This is a genomic window from Streptomyces sp. YPW6 (assembly GCF_018866325.1).
GTDB lineage: Bacteria > Actinomycetota > Actinomycetes > Streptomycetales > Streptomycetaceae > Streptomyces.
This window is the reverse complement of sequence record NZ_CP076457.1, coordinates 5,436,978-5,458,786: the sequence shown is the minus strand read 5'-3', so window position 1 is coordinate 5,458,786 and position 21,809 is coordinate 5,436,978. Positions and strand designations below refer to the sequence as shown.

16 protein-coding genes, 2 tRNA genes and 1 pseudogene are annotated in these 21,809 nt (G+C 71.5%); 3 read left to right on the top strand and 16 right to left on the bottom strand.

Features of this window, described 5'->3' with window-relative positions; all coding sequences use genetic code 11:
- Positions 1–125: 125 nt before the first annotated feature.
- Positions 126–2,999: a leucine--tRNA ligase gene (gene leuS / locus KME66_RS24010; RefSeq protein ID WP_073216841.1), complete on the bottom strand. Its 2,874-nt coding sequence runs from the start codon at positions 2,997–2,999 to the stop codon at positions 126–128.
- A 532-nt stretch (positions 3,000–3,531) separates the two neighbouring features.
- On the opposite strand from leuS, the gene KME66_RS24005 reads away from it, so the two are divergent.
- Entirely contained in the window at positions 3,532–5,121 is a 1,590-nt protein-coding gene (locus KME66_RS24005; RefSeq protein WP_216325784.1) for a hypothetical protein, read from the top strand.
- Complete coding sequence (locus tag KME66_RS24000; protein WP_216325781.1) at positions 5,118–6,695, top strand: NADH-quinone oxidoreductase subunit NuoF family protein; 1,578 nt, start codon at positions 5,118–5,120, stop codon at positions 6,693–6,695. The genes KME66_RS24005 and KME66_RS24000 overlap by 4 nt, the downstream gene beginning before the upstream one ends.
- A gap of 60 nt (positions 6,696–6,755) precedes the next feature.
- On the opposite strand, the gene KME66_RS23995 is transcribed toward KME66_RS24000, so the two are convergent.
- From KME66_RS23995 to KME66_RS23955, 9 genes are all read right to left on the bottom strand, one after another.
- Positions 6,756–6,828: transfer RNA gene (locus KME66_RS23995), tRNA-Ala, on the bottom strand.
- A 147-nt stretch (positions 6,829–6,975) separates the two neighbouring features.
- Positions 6,976–7,209 (bottom strand): hypothetical protein, encoded by a 234-nt coding sequence (locus KME66_RS23990; RefSeq protein WP_073216832.1) that lies wholly within the window; start codon positions 7,207–7,209, stop codon positions 6,976–6,978.
- A 332-nt stretch (positions 7,210–7,541) separates the two neighbouring features.
- A tRNA-Ala gene (locus KME66_RS23985) sits at positions 7,542–7,614 on the bottom strand.
- A gap of 138 nt (positions 7,615–7,752) precedes the next feature.
- On the bottom strand, positions 7,753–8,406 hold the full coding sequence (locus tag KME66_RS23980) for a histidine phosphatase family protein (RefSeq protein ID WP_216329585.1): 654 nt from the start codon (positions 8,404–8,406) through the stop codon (positions 7,753–7,755).
- Positions 8,403–8,834 (bottom strand): ribosome silencing factor, encoded by a 432-nt coding sequence (gene rsfS / locus KME66_RS23975; RefSeq protein ID WP_073216826.1) that lies wholly within the window; start codon positions 8,832–8,834, stop codon positions 8,403–8,405. Before rsfS ends, KME66_RS23980 begins: the two co-directional genes overlap by 4 nt.
- Before the next feature lie 128 nt (positions 8,835–8,962).
- Positions 8,963–10,744 carry an LCP family protein gene (locus KME66_RS23970; RefSeq protein WP_216325778.1) on the bottom strand — a complete coding sequence of 594 codons (1,782 nt, stop codon included), beginning with the start codon at positions 10,742–10,744 and terminating at the stop codon, positions 8,963–8,965.
- A 19-nt stretch (positions 10,745–10,763) separates the two neighbouring features.
- Entirely contained in the window at positions 10,764–11,381 is a 618-nt protein-coding gene (gene nadD, locus KME66_RS23965) for a nicotinate-nucleotide adenylyltransferase (protein ID WP_030329499.1), read from the bottom strand.
- 38 nt (positions 11,382–11,419) lie between these two features.
- Entirely contained in the window at positions 11,420–11,581 is a 162-nt protein-coding gene (locus KME66_RS23960) for a hypothetical protein (RefSeq protein WP_010062923.1), read from the bottom strand.
- Between the two features lie 84 nt (positions 11,582–11,665).
- The gene (locus KME66_RS23955; protein ID WP_176711446.1) at positions 11,666–11,818 is read right to left on the bottom strand and encodes a hypothetical protein; all 153 of its coding nucleotides are present in this window, start codon (positions 11,816–11,818) and stop codon (positions 11,666–11,668) included.
- Between the two features lie 111 nt (positions 11,819–11,929).
- Between KME66_RS23955 and KME66_RS23950 the strand changes: the two genes are divergently transcribed.
- Positions 11,930–13,042: a M48 family metallopeptidase gene (locus KME66_RS23950; RefSeq protein WP_073216819.1), complete on the top strand. Its 1,113-nt coding sequence runs from the start codon at positions 11,930–11,932 to the stop codon at positions 13,040–13,042.
- Here KME66_RS23950 and KME66_RS23945 read toward each other — a convergent pair.
- The 6 genes and pseudogenes from KME66_RS23945 to KME66_RS23920 form a co-directional block, all read right to left on the bottom strand.
- Positions 12,969–14,106, bottom strand: a pseudogene (locus tag KME66_RS23945) (hypothetical protein). The gene KME66_RS23950 and the pseudogene KME66_RS23945 sit on opposite strands and share 74 nt — an antisense overlap.
- Positions 14,107–14,350: 244 nt before the next feature.
- On the bottom strand, positions 14,351–14,935 hold the full coding sequence (locus KME66_RS23940; protein ID WP_073216813.1) for a hypothetical protein: 585 nt from the start codon (positions 14,933–14,935) through the stop codon (positions 14,351–14,353).
- A gap of 468 nt (positions 14,936–15,403) precedes the next feature.
- Entirely contained in the window at positions 15,404–16,687 is a 1,284-nt protein-coding gene (locus tag KME66_RS23935) for a glutamate-5-semialdehyde dehydrogenase (protein ID WP_216325774.1), read from the bottom strand.
- A 174-nt stretch (positions 16,688–16,861) separates the two neighbouring features.
- Positions 16,862–17,353: a hypothetical protein gene (locus KME66_RS23930; RefSeq protein ID WP_073216807.1), complete on the bottom strand. Its 492-nt coding sequence runs from the start codon at positions 17,351–17,353 to the stop codon at positions 16,862–16,864.
- Positions 17,354–17,480: 127 nt separating this feature from the next.
- A complete protein-coding gene (gene proB / locus KME66_RS23925; RefSeq protein WP_236726249.1) occupies positions 17,481–18,635 on the bottom strand; it encodes a glutamate 5-kinase in 1,155 nt (384 codons plus the stop codon).
- Between the two features lie 237 nt (positions 18,636–18,872).
- Positions 18,873–21,641, bottom strand: coding sequence for a CDP-glycerol glycerophosphotransferase family protein (locus tag KME66_RS23920; RefSeq protein WP_216325771.1), 2,769 nt, complete (start codon positions 21,639–21,641; stop codon positions 18,873–18,875).
- Positions 21,642–21,809 lie beyond the last annotated feature (168 nt).

Here is a 21,809-nt window from a genome sequence, read left to right as displayed (position 1 = left end):
CGGTCGCCCCCTCCACCGTAAACGGAGCGGGCAGGTCGGGGGTTCCCTCGGAACCCCCAACCTGCCCGTAGGGGATGGCCCCCACCGCTCACGGGGCCGTCACACCGCCACCGTCGACGTCCCCGTCACGCAGGGACGATGTTCACCAGCTTCGGTGCCCGCACGATCACCTTGCGGATGCCCGCCCCGCCCAACGCGGCGACGACCGCCTCGTCGGCCAGGGCCAGCGCCTCCAGCTCCTCGTCCGTGATGGAGGGCGAGATCTCCAGGCGGGCCCGGACCTTGCCCTTGATCTGGACGACGCAGGTGACGGTCTCGTCGACCACGTACGCCGGGTCGGCCACCGGGAAGTCCTGGTGGACGACGGAGTCGGTATGGCCCAGCCGGCGCCACAGCTCCTCGGCGATGTGCGGGGCCAGCGGGGCGATCAGCAGGACCAGCCGCTCGGCGACCGAGCGCGACAGCGGGCCGCCGGCCTTCGTCAGGTGGTTGTTCAGCTCGGTGACCTTGGCGATGGCGGTGTTGAACCGCATCCCCGCCATGTCCTGGCCGACCCCGTCGATCGCCTTGTGCAGCGCGCGCAGGGTGTCCTCGCCGGGCTCCGTGTCGACGACGGTGACCTCCCCGGTCTCCTCGTCGACGACGTTGCGCCACAGCCGCTGCAGCAGGCGGTACTGGCCGACCACGGCACGCGTGTCCCAGGGGCGCGACACGTCCAGGGGGCCCATCGCCATCTCGTACAGGCGCAGGGTGTCCGCGCCGTACTCCGCGCAGATCTCGTCCGGCGTGACCGCGTTCTTCAGGGACTTGCCCATCTTGCCCAGGACGCGGCTGACCTTCTCGCCCTGGTGGAAGAACGCGCCGTCGCGCTCCTCCACCTCGGCGGCGGGAACGGCGATGCCCCGGCTGTCGCGGTAGACGAACGCCTGGATCATGCCCTGGTTGTACAGCTTGTGGAACGGCTCGGCGGAGGAGATGTGGCCCAGGTCGTGCAGCACCTTGGACCAGAAACGCGCGTACAGCAGGTGCAGCACGGCGTGCTCGGCCCCGCCGACGTACAGGTCGACACCGCCGGTGGGCTGCCCCTCGCGGGGCCCCATCCAGTACTGCTCGATCGACGGGTCGACGAGCTGCCGGTCGTTGTCCGGGTCCAGGTAGCGCAGCTCGTACCAGCAGGAACCGGCCCAGTTGGGCATGGTGTTGGTCTCGCGGCGGTAGCTCCGTCGACCAGCGCCGTCACCCAGGTCCAGCGTGACGTTGACCCAGTCGGCGTTGCGCGACAGGGGGGTCTCGGGCTGGGCGGACGCGTCCTCCGGGTCGAAGGTGCGCGGGGAGTAGTCCTCGACCTCGGGCAGTTCCAGCGGCAGCATGGACTCGGGCAGCGGGTGGGCGATGCCGTCCTCGTCGTACACGATCGGGAAGGGCTCGCCCCAGTAGCGCTGCCGGCTGAACAGCCAGTCGCGCAGCCGGAAGTTGACGGTGCCCTCGCCGACGCCGTGCTCCTGCAGCCACTCGGTGATCCTGGCCTTGGCCTCGACGACGCCCAGGCCGTCCAGCGAGATCTCGTCGTTGGCCGAGTTGACCAGCTTCGCGTCGTACGAGCTGAAGGCGTCGTCCCACGTGGCGGGGTCGGTGCCGCGGTCGTCGGAGGGCTGGACGACACAGCGCATCGGCAGCTCGAAGGCGCGCGCGAAGGCGAAGTCGCGTGCGTCGTGCGCCGGTACGGCCATGATCGCGCCGGTGCCGTAGCCCATCAGGACGTAGTCGGCGATGAAGACGGGAACCTTCTCGCCGCTGACGGGGTTGGTGGCGTACGCACCGGTGAAGACACCCGTCTTGTCCTTGGCCTCGGCCTGCCGCTCGACGTCGGACTTGGCGGCGGCCTGCTTGCGGTACGCGGTGACGGCCTCGGCCGGGCTCGCGTGACCGCCGGTCCACACCGGGTGGGTGCCCTCGGGCCAGGCGGCCGGAATGATCCGCTCGACCATGTCGTGCTCGGGGGCCAGGACCATGTACGTCGCGCCGAACAGGGTGTCCTGGCGGGTGGTGAAGACGGTGATGCCGCCCGCGGTGTCCACCGGGAACTCCACCCGGGCGCCCTCGGAGCGGCCGATCCAGTTGCGCTGCTGCAGCTTGATGGCCTCAGGCCAGTCCAGGCCGTCCAGGTCGTTCAGCAGCCGGTCGGCGTAGGCGGTGATGCGCATGTTCCACTGGCGCAGCTTGGCCTTGAAGACGGGGAAGTTGCCGCGCTCGGACCGGCCGTCGGCGGTGACCTCCTCGTTGGCCAGGACGGTGCCCAGGCCGGGCGACCAGTTCACCGGGGCGTCGGAGGCGTACGCCAGTCGGTACTGGCTCAGCAGGTCGGCGCGCTCGGTGGCGCTCAGGGCGCTCCACTCACGGCCGTCGGGGGTCGCGCGCGTGCCGCTCTCGAACTGCTCGACCAGCTCGGCGATCGGGCGGGCCCGGTCGGCCTCGGTGTCGTACCAGGAGTTGAAGATCTGCAGGAAGATCCACTGCGTCCACTTGTAGTACTCGGCGTCGATCGTCGCGAAGGAGCGGCGCTTGTCGTGGCCCAGCCCCAGCCTGCGCAGCTGGACCTTCATGTTCTCCATGTTGGCCTCGGTGGAGACCCGGGGGTGGGTGCCCGTCTGCACCGCGTACTGCTCGGCGGGCAGGCCGAACGCGTCGAAGCCCAGGGTGTGCAGCACGTTGTGGCCGGTCATCCGCTGGTGGCGGGCGTAGACATCGGTGGCGATGTAGCCCAGCGGGTGTCCGACGTGCAGGCCCGCACCCGAGGGGTACGGGAACATGTCCATGATGAACTTCTTCGGCTTGGCGGCCAGCTCCGGGTCGCCCGCCAGGCCGCCGGTGGGGTTCGGCGCCTCGTACGTCCCCTCGGCGTCCCAGAAGTCCTGCCAGCGTGCCTCGATGTCGGCGGCCATCGCCGCCGTGTAGCGGTGCGGCGCGGCCGTCTCGGCAGCGGAATTCGTCTCGCTCATGATCCTCAAAGCTCCATCGATCGTCATCTGCCGGGAAACGAAAAATCCCCTCGCACAGGAGGGGACGCCGCGCTGACTCCGACCAGGCGTTCTCACCGGTCGGGACTCTTCAGCGCGGCTCGCTAAGCAGAAGGCGTACGGCACGCATGGCGTCAGGGTACCGCACGGACCCGGAAGGGAGCGGGGAGTAACCGGAGGGCGGACACCGCCCGCAGGCGCGCGGACCCTCACCACCCGCGCACCACTCTCCGTAGCCGGAAGGTGGCGTTCCCGTGGCTGCGGCGTGTACGACCCGCGTGCCGCGCATGAGGTTTCCGCGAAGTCCTGGGCGGACTCGCGGGGCGGGGAGAACGCCCGGGAAGCAGAGGTTACTCCGCGTACCGACCTCTATCGGGGCAACCGAGCAAACCTCGTACCGGTTGGTATGGGGCGTCCTAGCATGCGGCAACGGGACCGCTTTGCCGAACTATTCGGAGTCGCCCCCATGAACCCTCATCGCAAGATCCGCGTATCCCCCAGCATGAGCCCCGCAATGAGCAGGCCGGTACAGGGCGGCCTGACAGTCGCCGCGTTGGTCTTCGTCCCTCTGTTCGCCGTCGCAGGGAGCGACGAGCTGCGCGCCACCCTCGATTTCACCACCGGCGTCCTGTCGCTGGTGTCGCTCAGCGCTGCCGTCGCCTGGGGCCTGCTGGCCACCGACCGGCTGTTCCTCTCCACCCGGCAGCGCATCGTCTGCCAGGGCGTCCACCGGGCCACCGCCGTGGCGTCGCTCGGCTTTCTGCTGCTGCACGGAACGGTCAAAGTCGCCCTCGGGCACGTGGCGTTGATCGGCGCGCTCATACCCTTCAGCCTCGGCGTGAGCGGCGCGGCGGGGCTGATCGGGTTCGGTTCGCTGGCCGGGCTGCTGATGGTCGTCACGGCCGCGACCGGAGCCCTGCGCAGCGCCTTCGCCCAGCCCTCTCCCAAGGCCGCCCGGCTCGGGCAGTCGCTGGGGTCGCCCCGGGAGGCGGGCGGGATCGCAGGCCGGTGGCGCGCCGTGCACGCGCTGGCGTACCCGGCGTGGTGCGCCGCGCTGATCCACGGCCTGTACGCGGGGCGCGCGCCTGCCACGTGGGTGGTCGTGATGTACGGGCTCTGCCTCGCCGCCGTCGCCGGAGCGCTGTGCCTGCGGATGCTGCCGCGTCCGACGAAGCGGCGCATCGCCGACCGGGTCGCCGAACTGCTGGGCGAAGGGCCGCCTGCCGCGCCCGATCCGGTCCTGCGGGAATCCCCCTCGCCCACCGGGGAGCCCTGGTCCGATCCGGCCGCCTGGAGCGAGGGCGACCGGGACGTGCGCGGCACGCCGGTGCGCCCGCGCACGCTGTCGGCGCCCGTACCCCCGAACACGCCCCCCTTCACGGCGATCCCCGGCGCGTTGCACGAAGCGCCGACGGAAACGCTGCACAGCGGGCGGTCGCCCCTGTACGAGCCCCCGCCCCGCAGCGCCGACCGCATCACCTTCGGCCCACCGGAGGAGCTGCCAGCCCCGGGGCGGAGGAAGGCCGGATCAGGTCCCGGGACGGGCATCACGGCCGGGTACCGCGCCGTCTCGCTCGGCGGCGGACCGTCAGCCCCGCCGGAGACCCGCTGGCCCTCACCGTCCCCGGCCCCGCCCGGGCAGGCGCACCACGGCGCGCCCCGGCAGGACCCACTGGCGTACACCGCGCAGGAGCACACCTACGCGGCGCCTTTCCACGAAATGCCGGAGCACGGCACGCCGAGGTACGGAACGCCGGAGCACACCGGCCCGGAACCCGGCGCCCACGGAGGCGGAACGCCCGAACACGGCGCACCGGCGTACGCCACCTCGGAGAACGCCGACGCACCGACGCACGTGAGCTCGGCGTACACCGGCGCACCGACGTACACGACCACGGAGAACACCGACGCACCGACGCACGTGGCCTCGGCGTACACCGGCGCACCGGCCGACTACGACACCGTGCCGTCCGCTCCGGTCGCCCCCTCCCCCTCCCCCGCTCCCTCGCCCTTCGCCGCGCCCCGTGCCGAACCGGAGGCCGGGCCGTTCGCCGCTCCTCCGGCCGGCGAACCCTGGCACGCACCCGCAGGAGACCGACCGTGAACGTCCCCCTCCCCGATGTGCCCGAGGTCCGCGTCGTCGGACTGCCGCAACTGACCACCGGCTTCGACCTGGTGGAGCGGCTCGACCTCGCCATGCACCTCAAGGTCCACGGGCCGCTGGAGCCGATGACCGGTGAGCGACTGGCCGAACTGGCCGAGACGATCTCTCTCCGCGGAAGGGGAGGCGCCGGTTTCCCCTTCGGCAAGAAGCTGCGAGCGGTGGCGAAGGCGTCCATCAGGCGCGGGGTACGGCCCGTCGTGGTGGTCAACGGCAGCGAGGGCGAACCCGCCTGCCGCAAGGACACCGTGCTGCTCAACCGCGCCCCGCATCTGATCCTTGACGGTGCGCTGCTGGCGGCGGAGGCGCTCGGCGCGCGCACCCTGGTCGTCGCCGTCACCCGCAACTCCACGGAGATGTCCGTACGGGCGGCTCTCGCCGAACGCGGCCTCTCCGACCGGCGCGGCCGGCAGTTGCGCGCCCGTGTGGTCCGCACCCCGGAGCGCATGGTCTCGGGCGAGGCGTCCTCGGTGATCCGGGCGGCGAACGGCGGGCCCGCCCTGCCACCGGGACGGCGTGAGCGGGCGGCGGAGACCGGGGTGGGCGGCTCGCCGACGCTGCTGTCGAACGCGGAGACGTACGCCCAGCTCGCCGTCGCAGCCCGGATCGGCCCCCGCCGCTACGGACACACCGGACTGCCGAACGAGCCCGGCACGGTCCTGCTCACCGTCTCCGGCGCCGTGGCGAGGCCGATGGTCGTCGAGGTGCCGACCGGGGTGCCGCTGCGGTACGTCCTGCAACTGGCCGGGGCCCCGCCGCTCCCCCAGGGAGTGCTGACCGGCGGCTACCACGGCAACTGGATCGACGCGGTCTCCTCGCACGACGCCGTGGTCTCCCGCGAGTCCCTGGCCACCGTGGGAGGCGCGCTCGGTGCGGGGGCCATCCTGCCGATCGGCCCGGACACCTGCCCGCTCGGCGAGTCCCTCCGGATAGCCAACTGGCTGGCCGCCGAGACCGCCGGACAGTGCGGCCCGTGCAAGCTGGGGCTCCCCGCCGCCGCGGGCGGGCTCTCCGACGTGCTGAACGGCGGCGGGCCCGCCGCCCTGGAGGCCCTGCGCGAGGTCACCCAGGCCGTGAAGGGCCGCGGGGCGTGCAAGCACCCGGATGGTTCCGCGCGGTTCCTGCTCTCGACCCTGTCGGCGTTCACGGACGACCTCGCCGCACATGTCCTGGACGGTGGCTGCGGCCGGGAGACGATCGGGGTGCTGCCGCTGCCCGCACCCGGCTACCAGGATCTGGAGGAGTCGATTCCGAGCGGCGAGAAGCTCGCGGTGGACTGGACGCTCTGCCAGGGCCACGGCCTGTGCGCGGACCTCGTTCCCGAGCTCATCCGGCTGGGCGCGGACGGCTATCCGGCGCTGGCGGACGCCGCCGTCCCGATGCACCTGCGCGGGCGCGCCCAGCGCGCCGTACGGCGTTGCCCCGCTCTCGCGCTCCGCATCGAGCAGCCGCCGGCCGAACGGCGTCCCGCCCTGCCGGCCGCCCATCGGCGCGCACTGGGCAGTGGACCCGGCTGATCCGGGCACAAAGAAGCGGGCCACCCGATTCGGGTGGCCCGCTTCTCATGTTCGATCCTGTGGAGCTAAGGAGAATTGAACTCCTGACCTCCTGCATGCCATGCAGGCGCTCTACCAACTGAGCTATAGCCCCTTGCTGTTTGCCGCCCGGTTCCCCCTGGCGACATCGAGAACATTACACGGTCCCCCCGGTGCTTCACCAAATCGGTTCCGGTCCGCACCGGTATGCCCGAATCATCCGGGACGTTCGACCCTCAACCGCAGGTCAGACGGCCTCAGCTCAGGCCGTCGCGAAGGAGTAGAAGCGCTTGAGCGTGCAGTGCTCCTCCAGGAGCCGCCCGTAGATCGGCTCCCCCTCCAGTTCCCGGTAGGTCTCGATCGGGTCGCCTTTTATGATCAGCGCCCGTGCGCATTCCTCGCACCAGTACTGGTACTCGGGGTTCACCGGGTCCATGTCCCTGACGATGGGCGTACCACTGCCGCACCAGTCGCACTTACGCCTGTGTGCACCCATCAGTCAGCTCCAGCTGTGGCCGCAGGCCGTGCACACGTAAGAGACCCCTCCGTTGTCACCCAGAACCTGGGCCACATGGGACGAACCGCAGGACGGACAGCCGAGACGGGGTCGGACATCGGACGTTACGGGGCCGGGGGGCGAGGCGGCGACAAGGCGCTGGTCGGGGACGTGTTCGCGACTCGCAGGCATCGCGCTCCCTCCCGATCGGTACGTCGCCCCCTCCGGCGTTCCGATTCTGCCATGGCCCCGCAAGAGGGGCAGCCCGCTCGACGCCCTCCGCCGTCTCCATGCAGAAGATCCCGCCCCCTGTGGGGACGGGATCCTGATTGTGGAGCTAAGGAGAATTGAACTCCTGACCTCCTGCATGCCATGCAGGCGCTCTACCAACTGAGCTATAGCCCCGCTGTCCGCTGTGTTTCTCTGCGTTTCCGCGCTGCGAACAAGATGAACTTTAGCCTGCGACCGGCCGGAAAGCGAAATCCGGCCCGGGCCGCCCGAGGGCGGCCCGCGAACACCCTCCCGCCGAACGCCGGGCAGGCCCTAGTCGTCGTCGCCGAGCACCGGCTCCGGGAGTGTGCCGGCGTTGTGCTCCAGCAGCCGCCAGCCGCGCGCGCCCTCCCCGAGGACGGACCAGCAGCAGTTGGACAGCCCGCCGAGCCCTTCCCAGTGGTGCGCCTCCAGACCCAGCAGTCGGCCGATCGTCGTCCTGATCGTGCCGCCATGGCTGACCACGACGAGCGTGCCGCCCTCCGGAAGCTTCTCGGCGTGCTCCAGAACGACCGGGGCCGCCCGGTCGGCGACCTCGGTCTCCAGCTCGCCACCGCCCCGGCGCACGGGCTCCCCGCGCTTCCAGGCGGCGTACTGCTCGCCGTAGCGCTCGACGATCTCCTCGTGCGTCAGCCCCTGCCACTCCCCCGCGTACGTCTCACGGAGTGCGGCGTCGTGGGCGACGGTCAGGCCGCTGACGGCGGAGAGCTCGGCGGCCGTGGCCGCCGCCCGCCGGAGGTCGGATGCCACGATGGCGTCCGGCTTCAGCGAGGCGAGCAGCCGGGCGGCGCGGCGGGCCTGACCGATGCCGGTCTCGGTCAGCTCGATGTCCGTGGAGCCCTGGAAACGGCGCTCCAGGTTCCATGCCGTCTGGCCGTGCCGCCAGAGGACGATCCTGCGGCCCTTGCCGCTCTTGCTGCCGTTCAGTTCTGGTCACCTTCCGTGCCGCCGTTGAGCTGTGCGTGCTCCTCGGCCTTGCCACGGGTCCTGACCGCGTCCTCGGGGAGGGCGATCTCCGGGCAGTCCTTCCACAGGCGCTCCAGCGCGTAGAAGACGCGCTCCTCGCTGTGCTGGACGTGGATGACGATGTCGACGTAGTCGAGGAGAATCCAGCGGGCGTCGCGGTCGCCCTCGCGGCGCACCGGCTTGGCGCCGAGCTCCTTCTGGAGCCGCTCCTCGATCTCGTCGACGATCGACTTGACCTGACGGTCGTTGGGGGCCGAGGCCAGCAGGAAGGCGTCGGTGATCGACAGCACATCGCTGACGTCGTAGGCGATGATGTCGTGCGCGAGCCGGTCGGCGGCCGCCTGGGCGGCGGCGTTGATGAGCTCGATGGAGCGGTCCGTGGCGGTCACATGCAGGCTTTCGTCGGGCGGTCGGATGCAACCTCTAGGGTCTCACGGACCGCCGACAGAGCCTTACTGCGTTTCCCGCCGGGGCCGCGGACACGTCGCCGAAGCGCCGGCCCGCGGCCCCGAGCGGGCTACGGGACCTCGTAGTCCTGGCCGAGGACCGCGGACACGTCGGCGTTGGCGGCCGGCTCGCCCTTCTTCACGTCGTCGGCGGAAAGGCCCAGGGTCTTGGCGACCTCGACGGCCTTCTCCTTGTCCTCGGCAGACCGGTAGAGCACGACGGACGACGTCTCGGTCCCGGCCTTGCCGCTGTCCACGAAGGCGTAGCCGCCGTTGACCAGTTGGACCCGGGCGGCTTCCGCGGCCTTCTGGTCGCCAGTGGCGTTGCGGACGGCGACCCGGAGCGGTGCACCCTCCTCGGGGGCGCTCACCGTGCCGCCGAGGATGTCCTTGACCACGCCGCGGGTGTCCGCCTCGGTGAGCGTGCCGTCCTCCTGGACCGGCAGCAGGGCCGTCTTGTAGTCGCCGACCTTGGCCCGCGAGGCCAGCTTGGCGAGCGAGGCCCCGAGGTCCTTCTCGGGCAGCGACGGATCGAGCACCTGGAGCAGGGTCTCGATGGTGACGGTGGCCGCCTTGGGGTCCTCGGAGATCTTGCGCAGGGTGGCCCGCATGACGTCGCCGAAGCGGGTCAGCTGCTTGGCCTCGGGCTCGCCCTCCGCACGGTAGGTGGCGTACGCGACGGCCATCGGGCCGCTGAGGGTCTGGGCCTCGCCCTTGTTCACCAGGGGCGACTCGCCCTTCTTCGCGGCGGGCACCTCGGTGTCGGTGTCGACCTCGATGTTGCCGACGAGTTCGACGAGGTTCTCCAGGTACGGGGTGTCCAGCCGCCAGGTGCCGGTGATCCGGGTGCCGAGGAGGGTGTCGATCGCCTCCCGGGTGCCGGTCCTGCCGTCGTCCTCGACGGACTTGCCGAGCGTGGTGGTCGTTCCGTCCTCGCCCGCGACCGCGAGGGAGTTGGGCAGCAGAACGGTGGTGCCCTGCTTGGTGGTGGTGTTGTCGACGAGCAGCGCGGTCGAGGTGCCGCCCTTCTTCGTGTCGTGCAGGTGCACCACGATCATGTCGCGCTGCTGGGCTCCGGCGGCGACAGCCTTCTTCTCGTCCGGTCCGGACAGGCCCGGGATCATGTCGGCGGACCACAGATAGCCGACCCCGCCGACGACGACGAGAACGGCGACGACTATGAGGGCGACCATGCGGTTGCGGCCCTTGCGCCGGGCCTCCTCGCGCCGCTCGCTGCGGCTCTCGGTGAACTTCAGCCAGTCGATGACGTCTTCGGAGTCCTCGTCGGGCTCCTCGATGAACGAGAACTGCTCGGTGCGGTAGTCCGGGGCGGACCCCCGCTGCCCGGGAAGCGCGGCGTCGGCCTCCGTCTCCGGCCCGGTCCGAGGCGGCGAGGGTTCCACGGGGGCCCGGGGCGGGGTCTGTTCCGGTGCGGGGGCGGCGCCCTGCTGGGGGATGCTCCAGTGCTCGCCGGTGTCGACGGCGGCGGGCTGCTGCCCGGTGGTGTAGCCGTAGTCGGTGTAGGAGCCGTAGCCGTATCCCTGGTCGCCGCCCTGCCCCTGGTACGCCTGACCCTGCTGGTGGTCCTGGTGTCCGGGTTGTCCGGTGGCGTAGGGGTCGTAGCCCTGGTGCTGCTGAGGGTTGCCGTAGGCGTCGTACCCGTAGCCGTAACCGGCGTCCTGGGGCTGGTGGCCCTGGCCCTGCTGGACGGCGTAGGGGTCGTAGCCCTGGCCCTGCTGGTCGTACGGCTGCTGCGCTTGCTGCTGCTGGTAGACCGGCTGCCCGTACGCGTCGTAGCCGACGATCTGCGGCTCCTGGTAGTACGGGTCGTACGGGTTCTGTCGGTCGTTCACCGGTGCCCCTCTCCGTGGCTCATTCGCCGCGGTACAGCTGGCGCTTGTCGATGTAGCGGACCACTCCGTCCGGCACCAGATACCAGACCGGCTCCCCCTGCGCGACCCTCTCACGGCAGTCCGTGGACGAGATCGCGAGCGCGGGCACCTCCACGAGGGAGACGCCGCCCTCGGGCAGTCCGTCGTCCGTGAGTACGTGACCCGGGCGGGTCACACCGATGAAGTGGGAGAGCGAGAACAGCTCCTCCGCGTCGCGCCAGGTGAGGATCTGGGCGAGCGCGTCGGCGCCGGTGATGAAGAAGAGATCCGCGTCGCCGTGGACCTCGCGCAGGTCCCGCAGCGTATCGATGGTGTACGTCGGTCCGCCACGGTCGATGTCACTGCGGCTGACGGAGAACTGCGGGTTGGACGCCGTGGCGATGACCGTCATCAGATAGCGGTCCTCGGCCGGGGAGACCTTCTTGTGGCTCTTCTGCCAGGGCTGGCCGGTCGGCACGAAGACGACCTCGTCCAGATGGAACTGGGCGGCCACTTCACTGGCCGCCACCAGGTGTCCATGGTGGATCGGGTCGAATGTCCCGCCCATCACGCCGATGCGGCGCTTGCCGGGGCCGGTAGGCACTTCCTGCTCTCCCATGCGTGCAGAGCCTACTGGCACGGCCGTGCGCCCCCGGCTCAGCGGTCGCGGTTGAAGCTGATGGTGATGAACAGAAGCAGCATCAGCGCGACAAAGGCCCCGGCGCCGACGAAGTAGGGGTTGAGGCTTTCGTGGTTGCCGCCGCCCTCGCCGCCGGAGGCGAGAGTGACCAGCTGGTGTGTGGTGCTCGTGAGGCTCATCTTCGGCAGGACCTATCGATCGTGAGTCGGAAGGAAGACGTCGGGGCCATCGTATGCGGGACCTTCGGGCACGCTCACGGCGACTCAGTCGTTGTTGTCGTCGTTGCGGTATCCACGCAGCAGGAACCAGGCGAGCAGGACCGCTCCGAGGATCGAGACGAGCAGCACGATCCGGAGGGTGGCGCCCGGTCCCTGCTCCTGGGACGCGGCAGCGAGCAGTACGGCGGTGTGCGGCATTTCGGGCGCTCCTCACGGTTATCCACAGCCCCCCGCACACCGTAGCGCCAGCGCATACGCTGGGTTGTGTCCGGGGGACGAGCGACGTCTCGTACGAACAGGGGGCCATCCATGACCGACAGCAGTCACGAGAACGTGCCGAGCAGGGCGCGCCGGCGATTTCCCGGGATCTCCTCCCGGGCCTATGAGCACCCCGCCGACCGCTCGGCCCTGGTGGCCCTGCGCAAGCTGACCGGGTTCGACACCGTGTTCAAGGCGCTCAGCGGGCTGCTCCCGGAGCGGAGCCTGCGGCTGCTCTTCCTCTCCGATTCCGTCCGGGTGAGCGACGCGCAGTTCGCCCATCTCAACGACATGCTGCGGGACGCGTGTTACATCCTGGACCTGGAGAAGGTCCCGCCGATGTACGTGAAGCAGGACCCGCAGCCCAACGCCATGTGCATCGGTCTCGACGAGCCGATCATCGTGGTCACCACGGGCCTGGTCGAGCTGCTCGACGAGGAGGAGATGCGGACGGTGGTGGGCCACGAGGTGGGCCACGCGCTCTCCGGTCACTCGGTGTACCGGACGATACTGCTGTTCCTGACCAACCTCGCCGTGAAGGTCGCCTGGATCCCGCTGGGCAATGTGGCGATCATGGCGATCGTGACGGCGCTGCGCGAGTGGTTCCGCAAGTCGGAGCTGTCCGCGGACCGGGCCGGGCTGCTGGTGGGCCAGGACACCCAGGCGTCGATGCGCGGTCTGATGAAGATCGCGGGCGGTAATCACCTCCACGAGATGAACGTGGACGCCTTCCTCGCCCAGGCCGACGAGTACGAGAAGAGCGGCGACCTCCGCGACTCCGTCCTGAAGATCCTCAACGTGCTGCCCCGGACGCACCCCTTCACCGCCGTGCGGGCGGCCGAGCTGAAGAAGTGGTCGGAGACCCGTGACTTCCAGCGGATCATGGACGGCCACTACCCCCGGCGCGACGAGGACAAGGACACCTCGGTGACCGACTCGTTCCGGGAGTCCGCGTCGCACTACGCGGACACGGTGCGCACCAGCAAGGACCCGCTGATGAAGCTGGTGGGCGACATCGCCGGCGGCGCGGGGGACCTGGGCGGCAAGCTGCGCGACAAGTTCACCGGGGGCGGCTCCGGCGGCGGTTCCGCTACGGCCGGGGACGGGGCGTCCGGTCGGCCTCAGGACCCGGAGGAGGGGAGCTCGGGGCCGACGAAGGGCTGACCGGCCGCCAGGGTCCCGCACAGGGCCGCCGTGGGCGGGCCCGAGGCGTACGGGTCGGTTGCGGCGGGGCCGCGGGCGTCCGCCTTCTCCCCGGCCAGGAGAGGGCGGAGCATCCCGGTCGCGTCGGCCGAGCAGGACTGCGGCCCGGCCTGGACATGGGCGGTGCGCACCTCCAGGCGGTGCAGTCGCAGGTCCTCCCGGTCGAAGCGGAAGTGCAGCTCGCGTCGCACGGTGAACAGGGACGCGCCGTCCTCGCTCGGAGGTCCGTCCGCCGGGCGCAGGGCGTAGGTGAAGGTGTGGTCCGAGACGACGCCGAGAACGCCCGCCGTCTCCTCCTCGTAGCGGAGGGTGCCCTGGACCCGGATCTGCGGGTCGGCGAGTTCCACCCGCTCCGGGTCGAAGCGGACCAGCCAGCCGGTGGCGGCGTGGCTCTCGTCGTCCGCCGGTTCGCTCAGGCTCCGTTCGAACTGGGGCCGCTGGTCCGGGTCCAGGAGGTGCTCGACGGGCCGTCGTACGGAGCCGGTGAGGACGTCGGGGTTCAGGGACGACTCGACCAGGTAGTCCTTGACCGTGGCGAGGGCGGCGGTGATCTGGTTGTCGGAGAAGTTCTGGGTTCGCTTGACACCGGGGAAGTTGATGCCGTCCGCGCCCGTGCGGAATCCGGAGACCGGCTCGGCCCGGTACAGCTGCTCGGGTGATCCCCCCGGTACGGCGCCCCGGGGGGCCAGAGGGATGACCGTGGTCCGCAGGGGTTCGGCGCGTCGCACGGCCGGCTGGGGATAGGGGCTGCGGAATCCGATGTAGACGGCCACGGCGAAGGCCAGGGCGATCAGGACGACCAGCGCCACGGCGGCCCGGGAGCCGCCTCCGCCGCGGAGGGGCGGCGGATCCTCGGGGAGGCTGCGGACGGCACGGGCGTGGTCGCCCATCCGTTCCTGCGCCGAGTACTCACGCATCCGGGCAGCCTGGATGAACGATTCGTCGAAGACGAGCGAGCGGTATTCGTCCTCGCCGCCCGCAGGGTTCTCGGGCGGGCCGTCCGGCGGTTCTGAGCGGCCTGTCATGACTTCTCTCCCGATCTCCACACCGGTCGGTTCGGTGCGCAACGGTCTGCTTCGGCCGAGCGGGGCGTGCGGCAGCGAGAAGCCCCCCTGGGAACGAGGGGTCACATCATCAGGGTAGGTCGAATGCGGTCCCTGTAAACGCGGAGACCGCCGGGAACTGCGGAGGCGACGGGGGCCGCCCTCGGCGAACGGGTGACAGGGGGACAGGAGAAGCCTCCGCGGGCCCCCGGGGGGCTGTCCCGGCTCAGGGCACCCTGGGCTCGGCGGAGACCGCGGGGCGGGAGTAGTCCGCAGAGGCCGACGGGGCGGCCCCGGGTTTGTCCACACCGCTGCTGGCGGGGGGCGGCACCTGGTCCTGGCGGTCGTTGGACGCGCCCCGGTAGACGGCGGTGAAGGCGAGGGAGACCATGCCGACGCCCATCACCACGGCGAGCAGCCAGGCGACCGGCCGGTGCCAGCGGGCGGAGTTGCGGTAGGGGCGCAGGGAGCCGCCGTGGCGGCCGTAGGGTCCGGGGCCGTCGCCGTCGTCCCCGAAGCCGTCGTCGGGGTCGTAGTCGAGGTCCTGGGGGTCGTGGAAGCCACGGGAGCCGCCGTAGCCGTATGCGTCGTCGTCCGTGCGGCGGGTGCGGCGGGCGCGGGCCGCGTCGGCCTCGGCACGGGCCTCGGCGGCGGCGAGCAGGCGCTCCACGGCGCTGGGTTCGTGGACGGGCGCGGACCGGACGAAGTCCTCGTCGAACACCACGGAGGCGAAGTCCTCGTCCGCGCCTCCGCGGTCGTCGTCGGGCTCCCAGCCGTCAGGAAACGGCTTGCCCCCCACGTCGTCCGGCACGGAATCAGCGTAGCCGGGCCGGGACCTTTTGGGCAGGGACCCCGCAAACTCCCCCGGATCGTTCCGGGGGCGACACCCGGCCGCCGCCCCCGGAACGGAAGGCCCCCGCGCAGGCGGGGTCCCCTTCCGCCGAGGAGCCCATCCGAGTGGGAGCACCTCCGGACGGGCCCTGCGGGCGGGTTCCTCCAGATGGGCCCCTGTGGGCGGGATTCCTGCGGACGGGCCCTGCGGGCGGATTCCTGCGGGCAGGTTCCTGCGGGCAGGTTCCTGCGGGCAGGTTCCTGCGGATGGGTTCCCGCGGGCGGGTCCCTCCGACGGGGCCCCTCGGTGGGGGGCGTTCCGGGTGGGTCCCAGGGGGCGGGAGCACCTCCGCGGGGCCCTCCGGTGAGGGACCTGCGGACGGGAGTCCCCTGCCGGTGGGAGGGGACTGCCGTGGACGGGCGGGGGCAGGGCGCGGGACCGGGCGTCTCAGCGGGTGTGGCCGTCGCCCGTGACGATGTACTTCGTCGACGTCAGCTCGGGCAGGCCCATCGGGCCGCGGGCGTGCAGCTTCTGGGTGGAGATGCCGATCTCGGCGCCGAAGCCGAACTGCCCGCCGTCGGTGAACCGCGTGGAGGCGTTCACGGCGACCGTGGTGGAATCGACCAACTGGGTGAACCGACGGGCGGCGGCCTGCGAGGTGGTGACGATCGCCTCGGTGTGACCGGAGGACCAGAGGCGGATGTGGGCGACCGCCGCGTCCAGGGAGTCGACGACCGCCGCGGCGATGTCGTAGGAGAGGTACTCGGTCTCCCAGTCCTCCGTCGTCGCCGGGACCACCGTGGCCTTGGAGCCCTCGGCACGCTCCAGGACGTGTTCGTCGCCGTGGACGGTGACCCCGGCTTCGGCCAGTGCGTTCAGGGCGAGCGGCAGGAAGTCGTCCGCCACGTCCTGGTGGACGAGCAGGGTCTCGGCCGCGTTGCAGACGCTGGGTCGCTGGGCCTTGGAGTTGATCAGGATGTCGACGGCCATGGCCAGGTCGGTCTGCGCGTCGACGTAGACGTGGCAGTTGCCGGTGCCCGTCTCGATGACGGGGACGGTGGACTCCTCGACGACCGTGCGGATCAGCGAGGCGCCGCCGCGCGGGATGAGGACGTCGACGAGGCCGCGGGCCCGCATCAGTTCCGTGACGGAGTCGCGGCTCTCGCCCGGGACGAGCTGCACCGCGTCGGCGGGGAGGCCGGAGCCGCCGACCGCGTCGCGCAGGACCCGGACGAGCGCGGTGTTGGAGGCGTAGGCGGAGGAGGAGCCGCGCAGCAGGACCGCGTTGCCGGACTTGAGGCAGAGGGCGGCGGCGTCGACGGTGACGTTGGGCCGGGCCTCGTAGATGATGCCGACCACGCCGAGGGGGACCCGGACCTGGCGGAGGTCGATGCCGTTGGGCAGGGTCGAGCCGCGCACCACTTCCCCGACCGGGTCGGGAAGGGCCGCGACGTCCCGTACGTCGGAGGCGATGGCGCGGATGCGGTCCGGGGTGAGGGTCAGGCGGTCGATGATGCCTTCGCTCGTCCCGGCCTCGCGGGCGCGTTCGACGTCCTTCGCGTTGGCCTCGACGATCTCGGCGGTGCGCACTTCGAGGGCGTCGGCGATGGCCAGCAGCGCGTCGTCCTTGGCCGCGCGCGGGAGGGGCGCGATGTCGGCGGCGGCGGCGCGGGCCCGGTAGGCGGCCTGCGTGACCGGGGAGAGGTTGTCGTAGGGCGAGAGCGTGGTCATGCCCGCAGAGTAATGCGCGCTCTGCGGGCATCCGTCACGTATCCCGTGATGCGAGACGGCAGCCCGCAGGCCGGACGCCTCTCCGGGGACACGGCCCACCGGGCGTCGGACGCCTCTCCGGGGACACGGACGGCCGCGCGTCGGACGCCTCCCGTGCTGACGGCAGCGCTGCCGTCAGTACGGGTGGACCCCCACAGGGGCGGCGGGCGGCGGGCCGTAGCCCTCGGCGACCCGCAGGTGGTAGGTCTGGCGGTCGATGACTTCGAGGCCGACGATCTCCCAGGGCGGGAGCCGGGCGCTGGAGCGGTGCTCGCCCCACAGCCGCAGCGCGACGGCGGCCGCGTCGTGCAGGTCGCGCGCCTCTTCCCAGTAGCGGATCTCGGCGTGGTCGCCTGCGTAGCGGCTGGTCAGCAGGAAGGGATGGTCGTGCGCGAGCTGTTCCAGGCCGCGTCTGACCTCCCCCAGCGGAGTCTCGGTGCCCGAGACGCTGAGGGTGATGTGCCAGAGCCTCGACTGCGGGGACTCCTCCTTCGCCGTCGTGACCGGCTCCCGTTCGGCGGCGTCGGACGCGAGGGGTGTGCGGTCGACATCCGCCCCCGCTCCGACACTCGTCAGGGCGCGGTTGGCCGTGCCTCGGGGCGGCGCCCCCGGGCGCGCTCGTCTCACCGGCGGCCTCCTGTGTGTGTTGCTGTGCGGTTCCCCTGTTTCCCCACTACAAAGTGGACCAGTCCACAGCCGGGCGTGGGGTGGTTTTGGTGAAGGTCCCCGCCGAAGAGCCGGACTTTCAGCCGTTTCAGGGGGTGAGGCGCGGCGTGAGGATGACCAGGTCGTCCCTGTGTACGACCTCGCGCTCGTAGGCGGGTCCCAGTTCACGGGCCAGATCCCGGGTGGAGCGGCCGAGCAGCTGGGGGATCTCCTTGGCGTCGAAGTTGACGAGTCCGCGGGCGATGGGGGTGCCGTGCGGATCGCGCAGTTCGACCGGGTCGCCCGCGCTGAACTCGCCCTCGACGCCGGAGATTCCGGCGGGCAGCAGCGAGGTGCGCCGTTCCACGACGGCCCGTACGGCGCCGTCGTCGAGGGTGAGCGCGCCCTGCGGGGTGGAGGCGTGGGCCAGCCACAGGAGCCGGTCGGCGGAGCGGCGGCCCGTGCGGTGGAAGTACGTTCCGGTGTCGCGGCCCGCGAGGGCGTCGGCGGCGCGGCTGGCGGAGGTGAGGACGACGGGGACCCCGGCAGCGGTGGCGATGTTGGCGGCCTCGACCTTGGTGACCATGCCGCCGGTGCCCACGCCCGCCTTCCCGGCGCTGCCGATGGTGACACCGGCCAGGTCGTCGGGGCCGGTGACCTCGGCGATCCGGGAGGCGCCCGGGGTGCCGGGGGGTCCGTCGTAGAGGCCGTCCACGTCGGAGAGCAGGACGAGGAGATCGGCGTGGACGAGGTGGGCGACGAGGGCGGCGAGCCGGTCGTTGTCGCCGAAGCGGATCTCGTCGGTGGCGACGGTGTCGTTCTCGTTGACGACGGGGACGGCGCCCATCTCCAGGAGCTTGTCCAGGGTGCTGTAGGCGTTGCGGTAGTGCCCGCGGCGGCTGGTGTCGTCGGCGGTCAGGAGGACCTGGCCGACGCGGACGCCGTAGCGGGCGAAGGAGGCGGTGTAGCGGGCCACGAGGAGGCCCTGTCCGACGCTGGCGGCGGCCTGCTGACGGGCGAGGTCCTTGGGCCGGCGGACGAGGCCGAGCGGGGCGAGTCCGGCGGCGATGGCGCCGCTGGAGACGAGGACGACCTCGCGTTCGCCACCGTCCCTGACCTTGGCCAGGACGTCGACGAGCGCGTCGACCCGGTCGGCGTCGAGACCGCCCGAGGCTGTGGTGAGCGAGGAGGAGCCGACCTTGACGACGACTCTGCGGGCGCCGGTCACCGCCGACTCGCGGTGCGACGGCCTCTGCTCTGCCACGTGGTTCCTCGCTCTGGATCGCCCCGGTGTCCGACGGGGGCGTCGCAGCCGGCCGGCCGGTGCCGCCCCCCGGCACGTCACAGTACGCGAGCGGCCGCCCCCGCCGCCTGCCCGTTCCGCTCGCTGGACGTCCGGGGAGGTCCAGGGACGTCCGGGGAGGTCCAGGGACATCCGGGGACGTCCGCCGACGGCCGGGACGTCCGGCGGGGGGTGCGGGCGGCGGGGCGGCCGGTGGGCTCAGCTCTGCTGCTCGTCCTTGACGGCGAGCATCCGGTCGACGACCCGGGCGGAAGCGCGGCCGTCGGAGGGCTCGCAGAAGTCGACCCGGAACTGGGCGTACTTCTCCTGGTACTCCTCGCTGACCGCGTCGATGTTCCGGATCGCGGAGACCAGGTCCTCGGAGGTCTTGATCAGCGGGCCGGGGGCGCGGGAGGTGAAGTCGAAGTAGAAGCCGCGCAGGGTGTCGCGGTAGTGCTCCAGGTCGTACGTGAAGAAGAGCATCGGGCGCCCGGAGTGCGCGAAGTCGAACAGCACCGAGGAGTAGTCCGTGATCATCACGTCGGCGATCAGGTAGAGGTCGGCGATGTCCGGGTAGTACGTGACGTCGTAGACGAAGCCCTGCCCGGCGCCGGGGATGGAGTCGAGGACCTTGTGGTGCTTGCGGTAGAGCAGCACGTGGTCCTCGCCGAGCTCGCGCTGGGCGGCCTCGACGTCGATCCGGTTGTCGAGCTTGAAGCGGCGTCCGCCGTAGCGCTGGTCGTCGCGCCAGGTGGGTGCGTACAGGACGACCTTCTTGCCCGCGGGGATGCCGAGCTTCTCCCGTACGGCCGCGGCGCGCTTGACGCGGTCGGGGGCGTGGAAGACGTCGTTGCGCGGGTAGCCCGCCTCCAGGACCTCGCACTGGAGGCGGAAGGAGTTGGTCATGATGGGGGTGGTGAAGGCGTTCGGCGTGATGAACAGGCTGTACTGGCGCGAGCGCTGCGGCAGGCTCGCGATGTAGGCCAGGTTCGCCTTCGGAGTGCCGAGGAGGTCGGCGCCGATACGCTTGAGCGGTGTGCCGTGCCAGGTCTGGACGACGACCTGCCCCTCGCGGCGGACGAACCACTCGCGGATGCCGCCGTTGGTGACGACGTACCGGCTGCGGGCCAGTGCCTCGTACCACTCCTTGCTGCCCCACTCGACGCCCCGGACACCGGGCGGCAGCACGACCTGCTGGTCGTGGACCATCGCGATGTGCTCGACCTCGGTGCCGCGCCGCTTGAGCTCCTCGTAGACCGCGCGGGGCGAGTCGGAGAACTGCTTGCCGCCGAAGCTGTTGTACAGGACGGCCTCGCGCAGCGGCAGTCGGCGCTGCTCGGGGGTGTAGACGTCGCGCATCAGCCGCTGGCGGTACGCGCCGCGCAGCTCCGGGGCGAGGACCGGGCCGGACTCCACGAAGATCCGGTCGAAGTCGACCCGCTCGACGGTGTACGTGCGGTGCTCCCCGCGGTGGGCCAGCGGGAGCATGCCGACGAGGTCGGGGCGGACGGTGACGGGCAGGTCGCGGGTGTGGTCCCACTCGGTGGTGCGGCGCAGCCGCGGCATCCAGCGGCCGGCCCGCAGCGGCACGGTGCCCTCGTAGGTGGGCATGGTGTCCGGGCGCAGCCGGGCGGTGAAGCGGCCGTCGGCGAACTCCGCGGACAGCGGGCGGTCCTCGTTGCGGCCGGTGTGGCGCAGGACCATCTTCATCTGCTCGGCGGGGCCGGTGTAGACGCCGGAGAGGACGAGTTCGCCGTCGGCGCTCCACTCGACGCTGTCGACGACCGGCTGGACCGTGCGGACCTGCGGGGTGAAGTTGCCGGCGCCGTCGGTGAGGATCGCGAGCTCGCGGCCCTCGGGCAGCGCGTGTACGCCGGTGACGGGGCCGGTGCCGTTGGTGGCCCGGCGGGTGCTGCCGTCGGCGAAGACGATGAGCGTGCGGTACTTGACGGCCTTGCCGGGCCGTACGCCGTCGACGGGCAGGTCGGCCAGGGGCAGCCGGGCGGTGTGGCGGAGCCAGCCGTCGGCGCCGGTCTCGCCCTGCTGGAGCGGGAGGTCGGTGGCGAAGCCGCTGGGCTCGTGGTCGATGCGCAGGGCGGTGGGGTACTTGCCCGCGGGGGTGGTGACGCGGGAGCGCAGGGTGACGGTGAGGGTGTCGCCGTCGGCCTCCTGCGCAATGACCTCGGCCGGGACGACGTCCACGGACAGCCTCAGCCGGTTGCGGTCGAAGCCGGCGACGAGGCGGACGCCGTCGTCGAGGGTCCGGGTGAGGCTGTGTCCGGCCGCGCCCGCGTTGTTCTTGGTGATGCTGCCGACGGACATGCCGCCGGGGCGCGGGATGCCGAGGCCCAGGCGCCAGGTACCGGGCTGCCACTGGCCGCGCACGCGGAGGCGGGACGGGTCGACGGCGATCTCGAAGCCGGACCAGTCGTAGTTGTGCAGGGCGCCCTTGGCCTCGGCGGTGGCGCGGGGCTCCATGACCGTGCGCAGCCGCAGCGGGAGGGTGGAGCGGCTGCCCTGACGGCGGAGCACGGCGACGCGCAGCGAGCGCTTGCCGGTGGCCGAGGGGACGTTGGGGATGTAGGCGTAGCCCTTGATCTGGAGCTTGCCGTCCTCCCAGGCGAGGTCGAGGAGCTTGCCGCGTACGGGCAGCTCACTGCGGTTGAAGTTGCGCACGGAGGAGGGGAGGGACGAGCTCTCGACGCCGGGCAGCTCGATGCGGGCGCGCCGCAGGCCGCGGACGGAGAAGGCTCCCGGGTTCTCCCGCTCGTAGTGCAGCAGGTCGGCCAGTTCGTCGCCGCGCCCGCTGGCCGCCAGGTGCCACTTGACCCGGGCCATCGGGGAGAACTGCCGGACGACCTTCGGGGCGGCCTGGGCCAGGAAGTCCTTGGCCGCCCGGTGGAATTCGGGGCGCTCCTCGACCGGAGTCTCCGGGAAGTACTTCATGAGCCGGCTGAGCTCGTCGGGGATCGCTTCGAGGGACGCCACGGGGGGAAGGCCTTTCCGGGGGGACGTGCGGATACTGAACCCCAGGGATACGGGGCGTTAATGAGACGTGTTCAACCGTCTCATGGTTGCCCCACAGTATGACGTGAGACCTCTCACAGACGAACCCGCCCCGGGTGGCGCCCGGGGCGGGGAGGGGTGTTCGAGCGC

Bases quoted from the DNA above. Each gene is read 5' to 3' on its own strand.
- nadD (WP_030329499.1), bottom strand. From the start codon at position 11,381: ATGGGAGAGCAGGAAGTGCCTACCGGCCCCGGCAAGCGCCGCATCGGC.
- KME66_RS23990 (WP_073216832.1), bottom strand. From the start codon at position 7,209: ATGGGTGCACACAGGCGTAAGTGCGACTGGTGCGGCAGTGGTACGCCC.
- KME66_RS24005 (WP_216325784.1), top strand. From the start codon at position 3,532: ATGAGCAGGCCGGTACAGGGCGGCCTGACAGTCGCCGCGTTGGTCTTC.
- KME66_RS23935 (WP_216325774.1), bottom strand. From the start codon at position 16,687: ATGACCACGCTCTCGCCCTACGACAACCTCTCCCCGGTCACGCAGGCC.
- KME66_RS23960 (WP_010062923.1), bottom strand. From the start codon at position 11,581: ATGAGCCTCACGAGCACCACACACCAGCTGGTCACTCTCGCCTCCGGC.
- KME66_RS23950 (WP_073216819.1), top strand. From the start codon at position 11,930: ATGACCGACAGCAGTCACGAGAACGTGCCGAGCAGGGCGCGCCGGCGA.
- KME66_RS23955 (WP_176711446.1), bottom strand. From the start codon at position 11,818: ATGCCGCACACCGCCGTACTGCTCGCTGCCGCGTCCCAGGAGCAGGGA.
- leuS (WP_073216841.1), bottom strand. From the start codon at position 2,999: ATGAGCGAGACGAATTCCGCTGCCGAGACGGCCGCGCCGCACCGCTAC.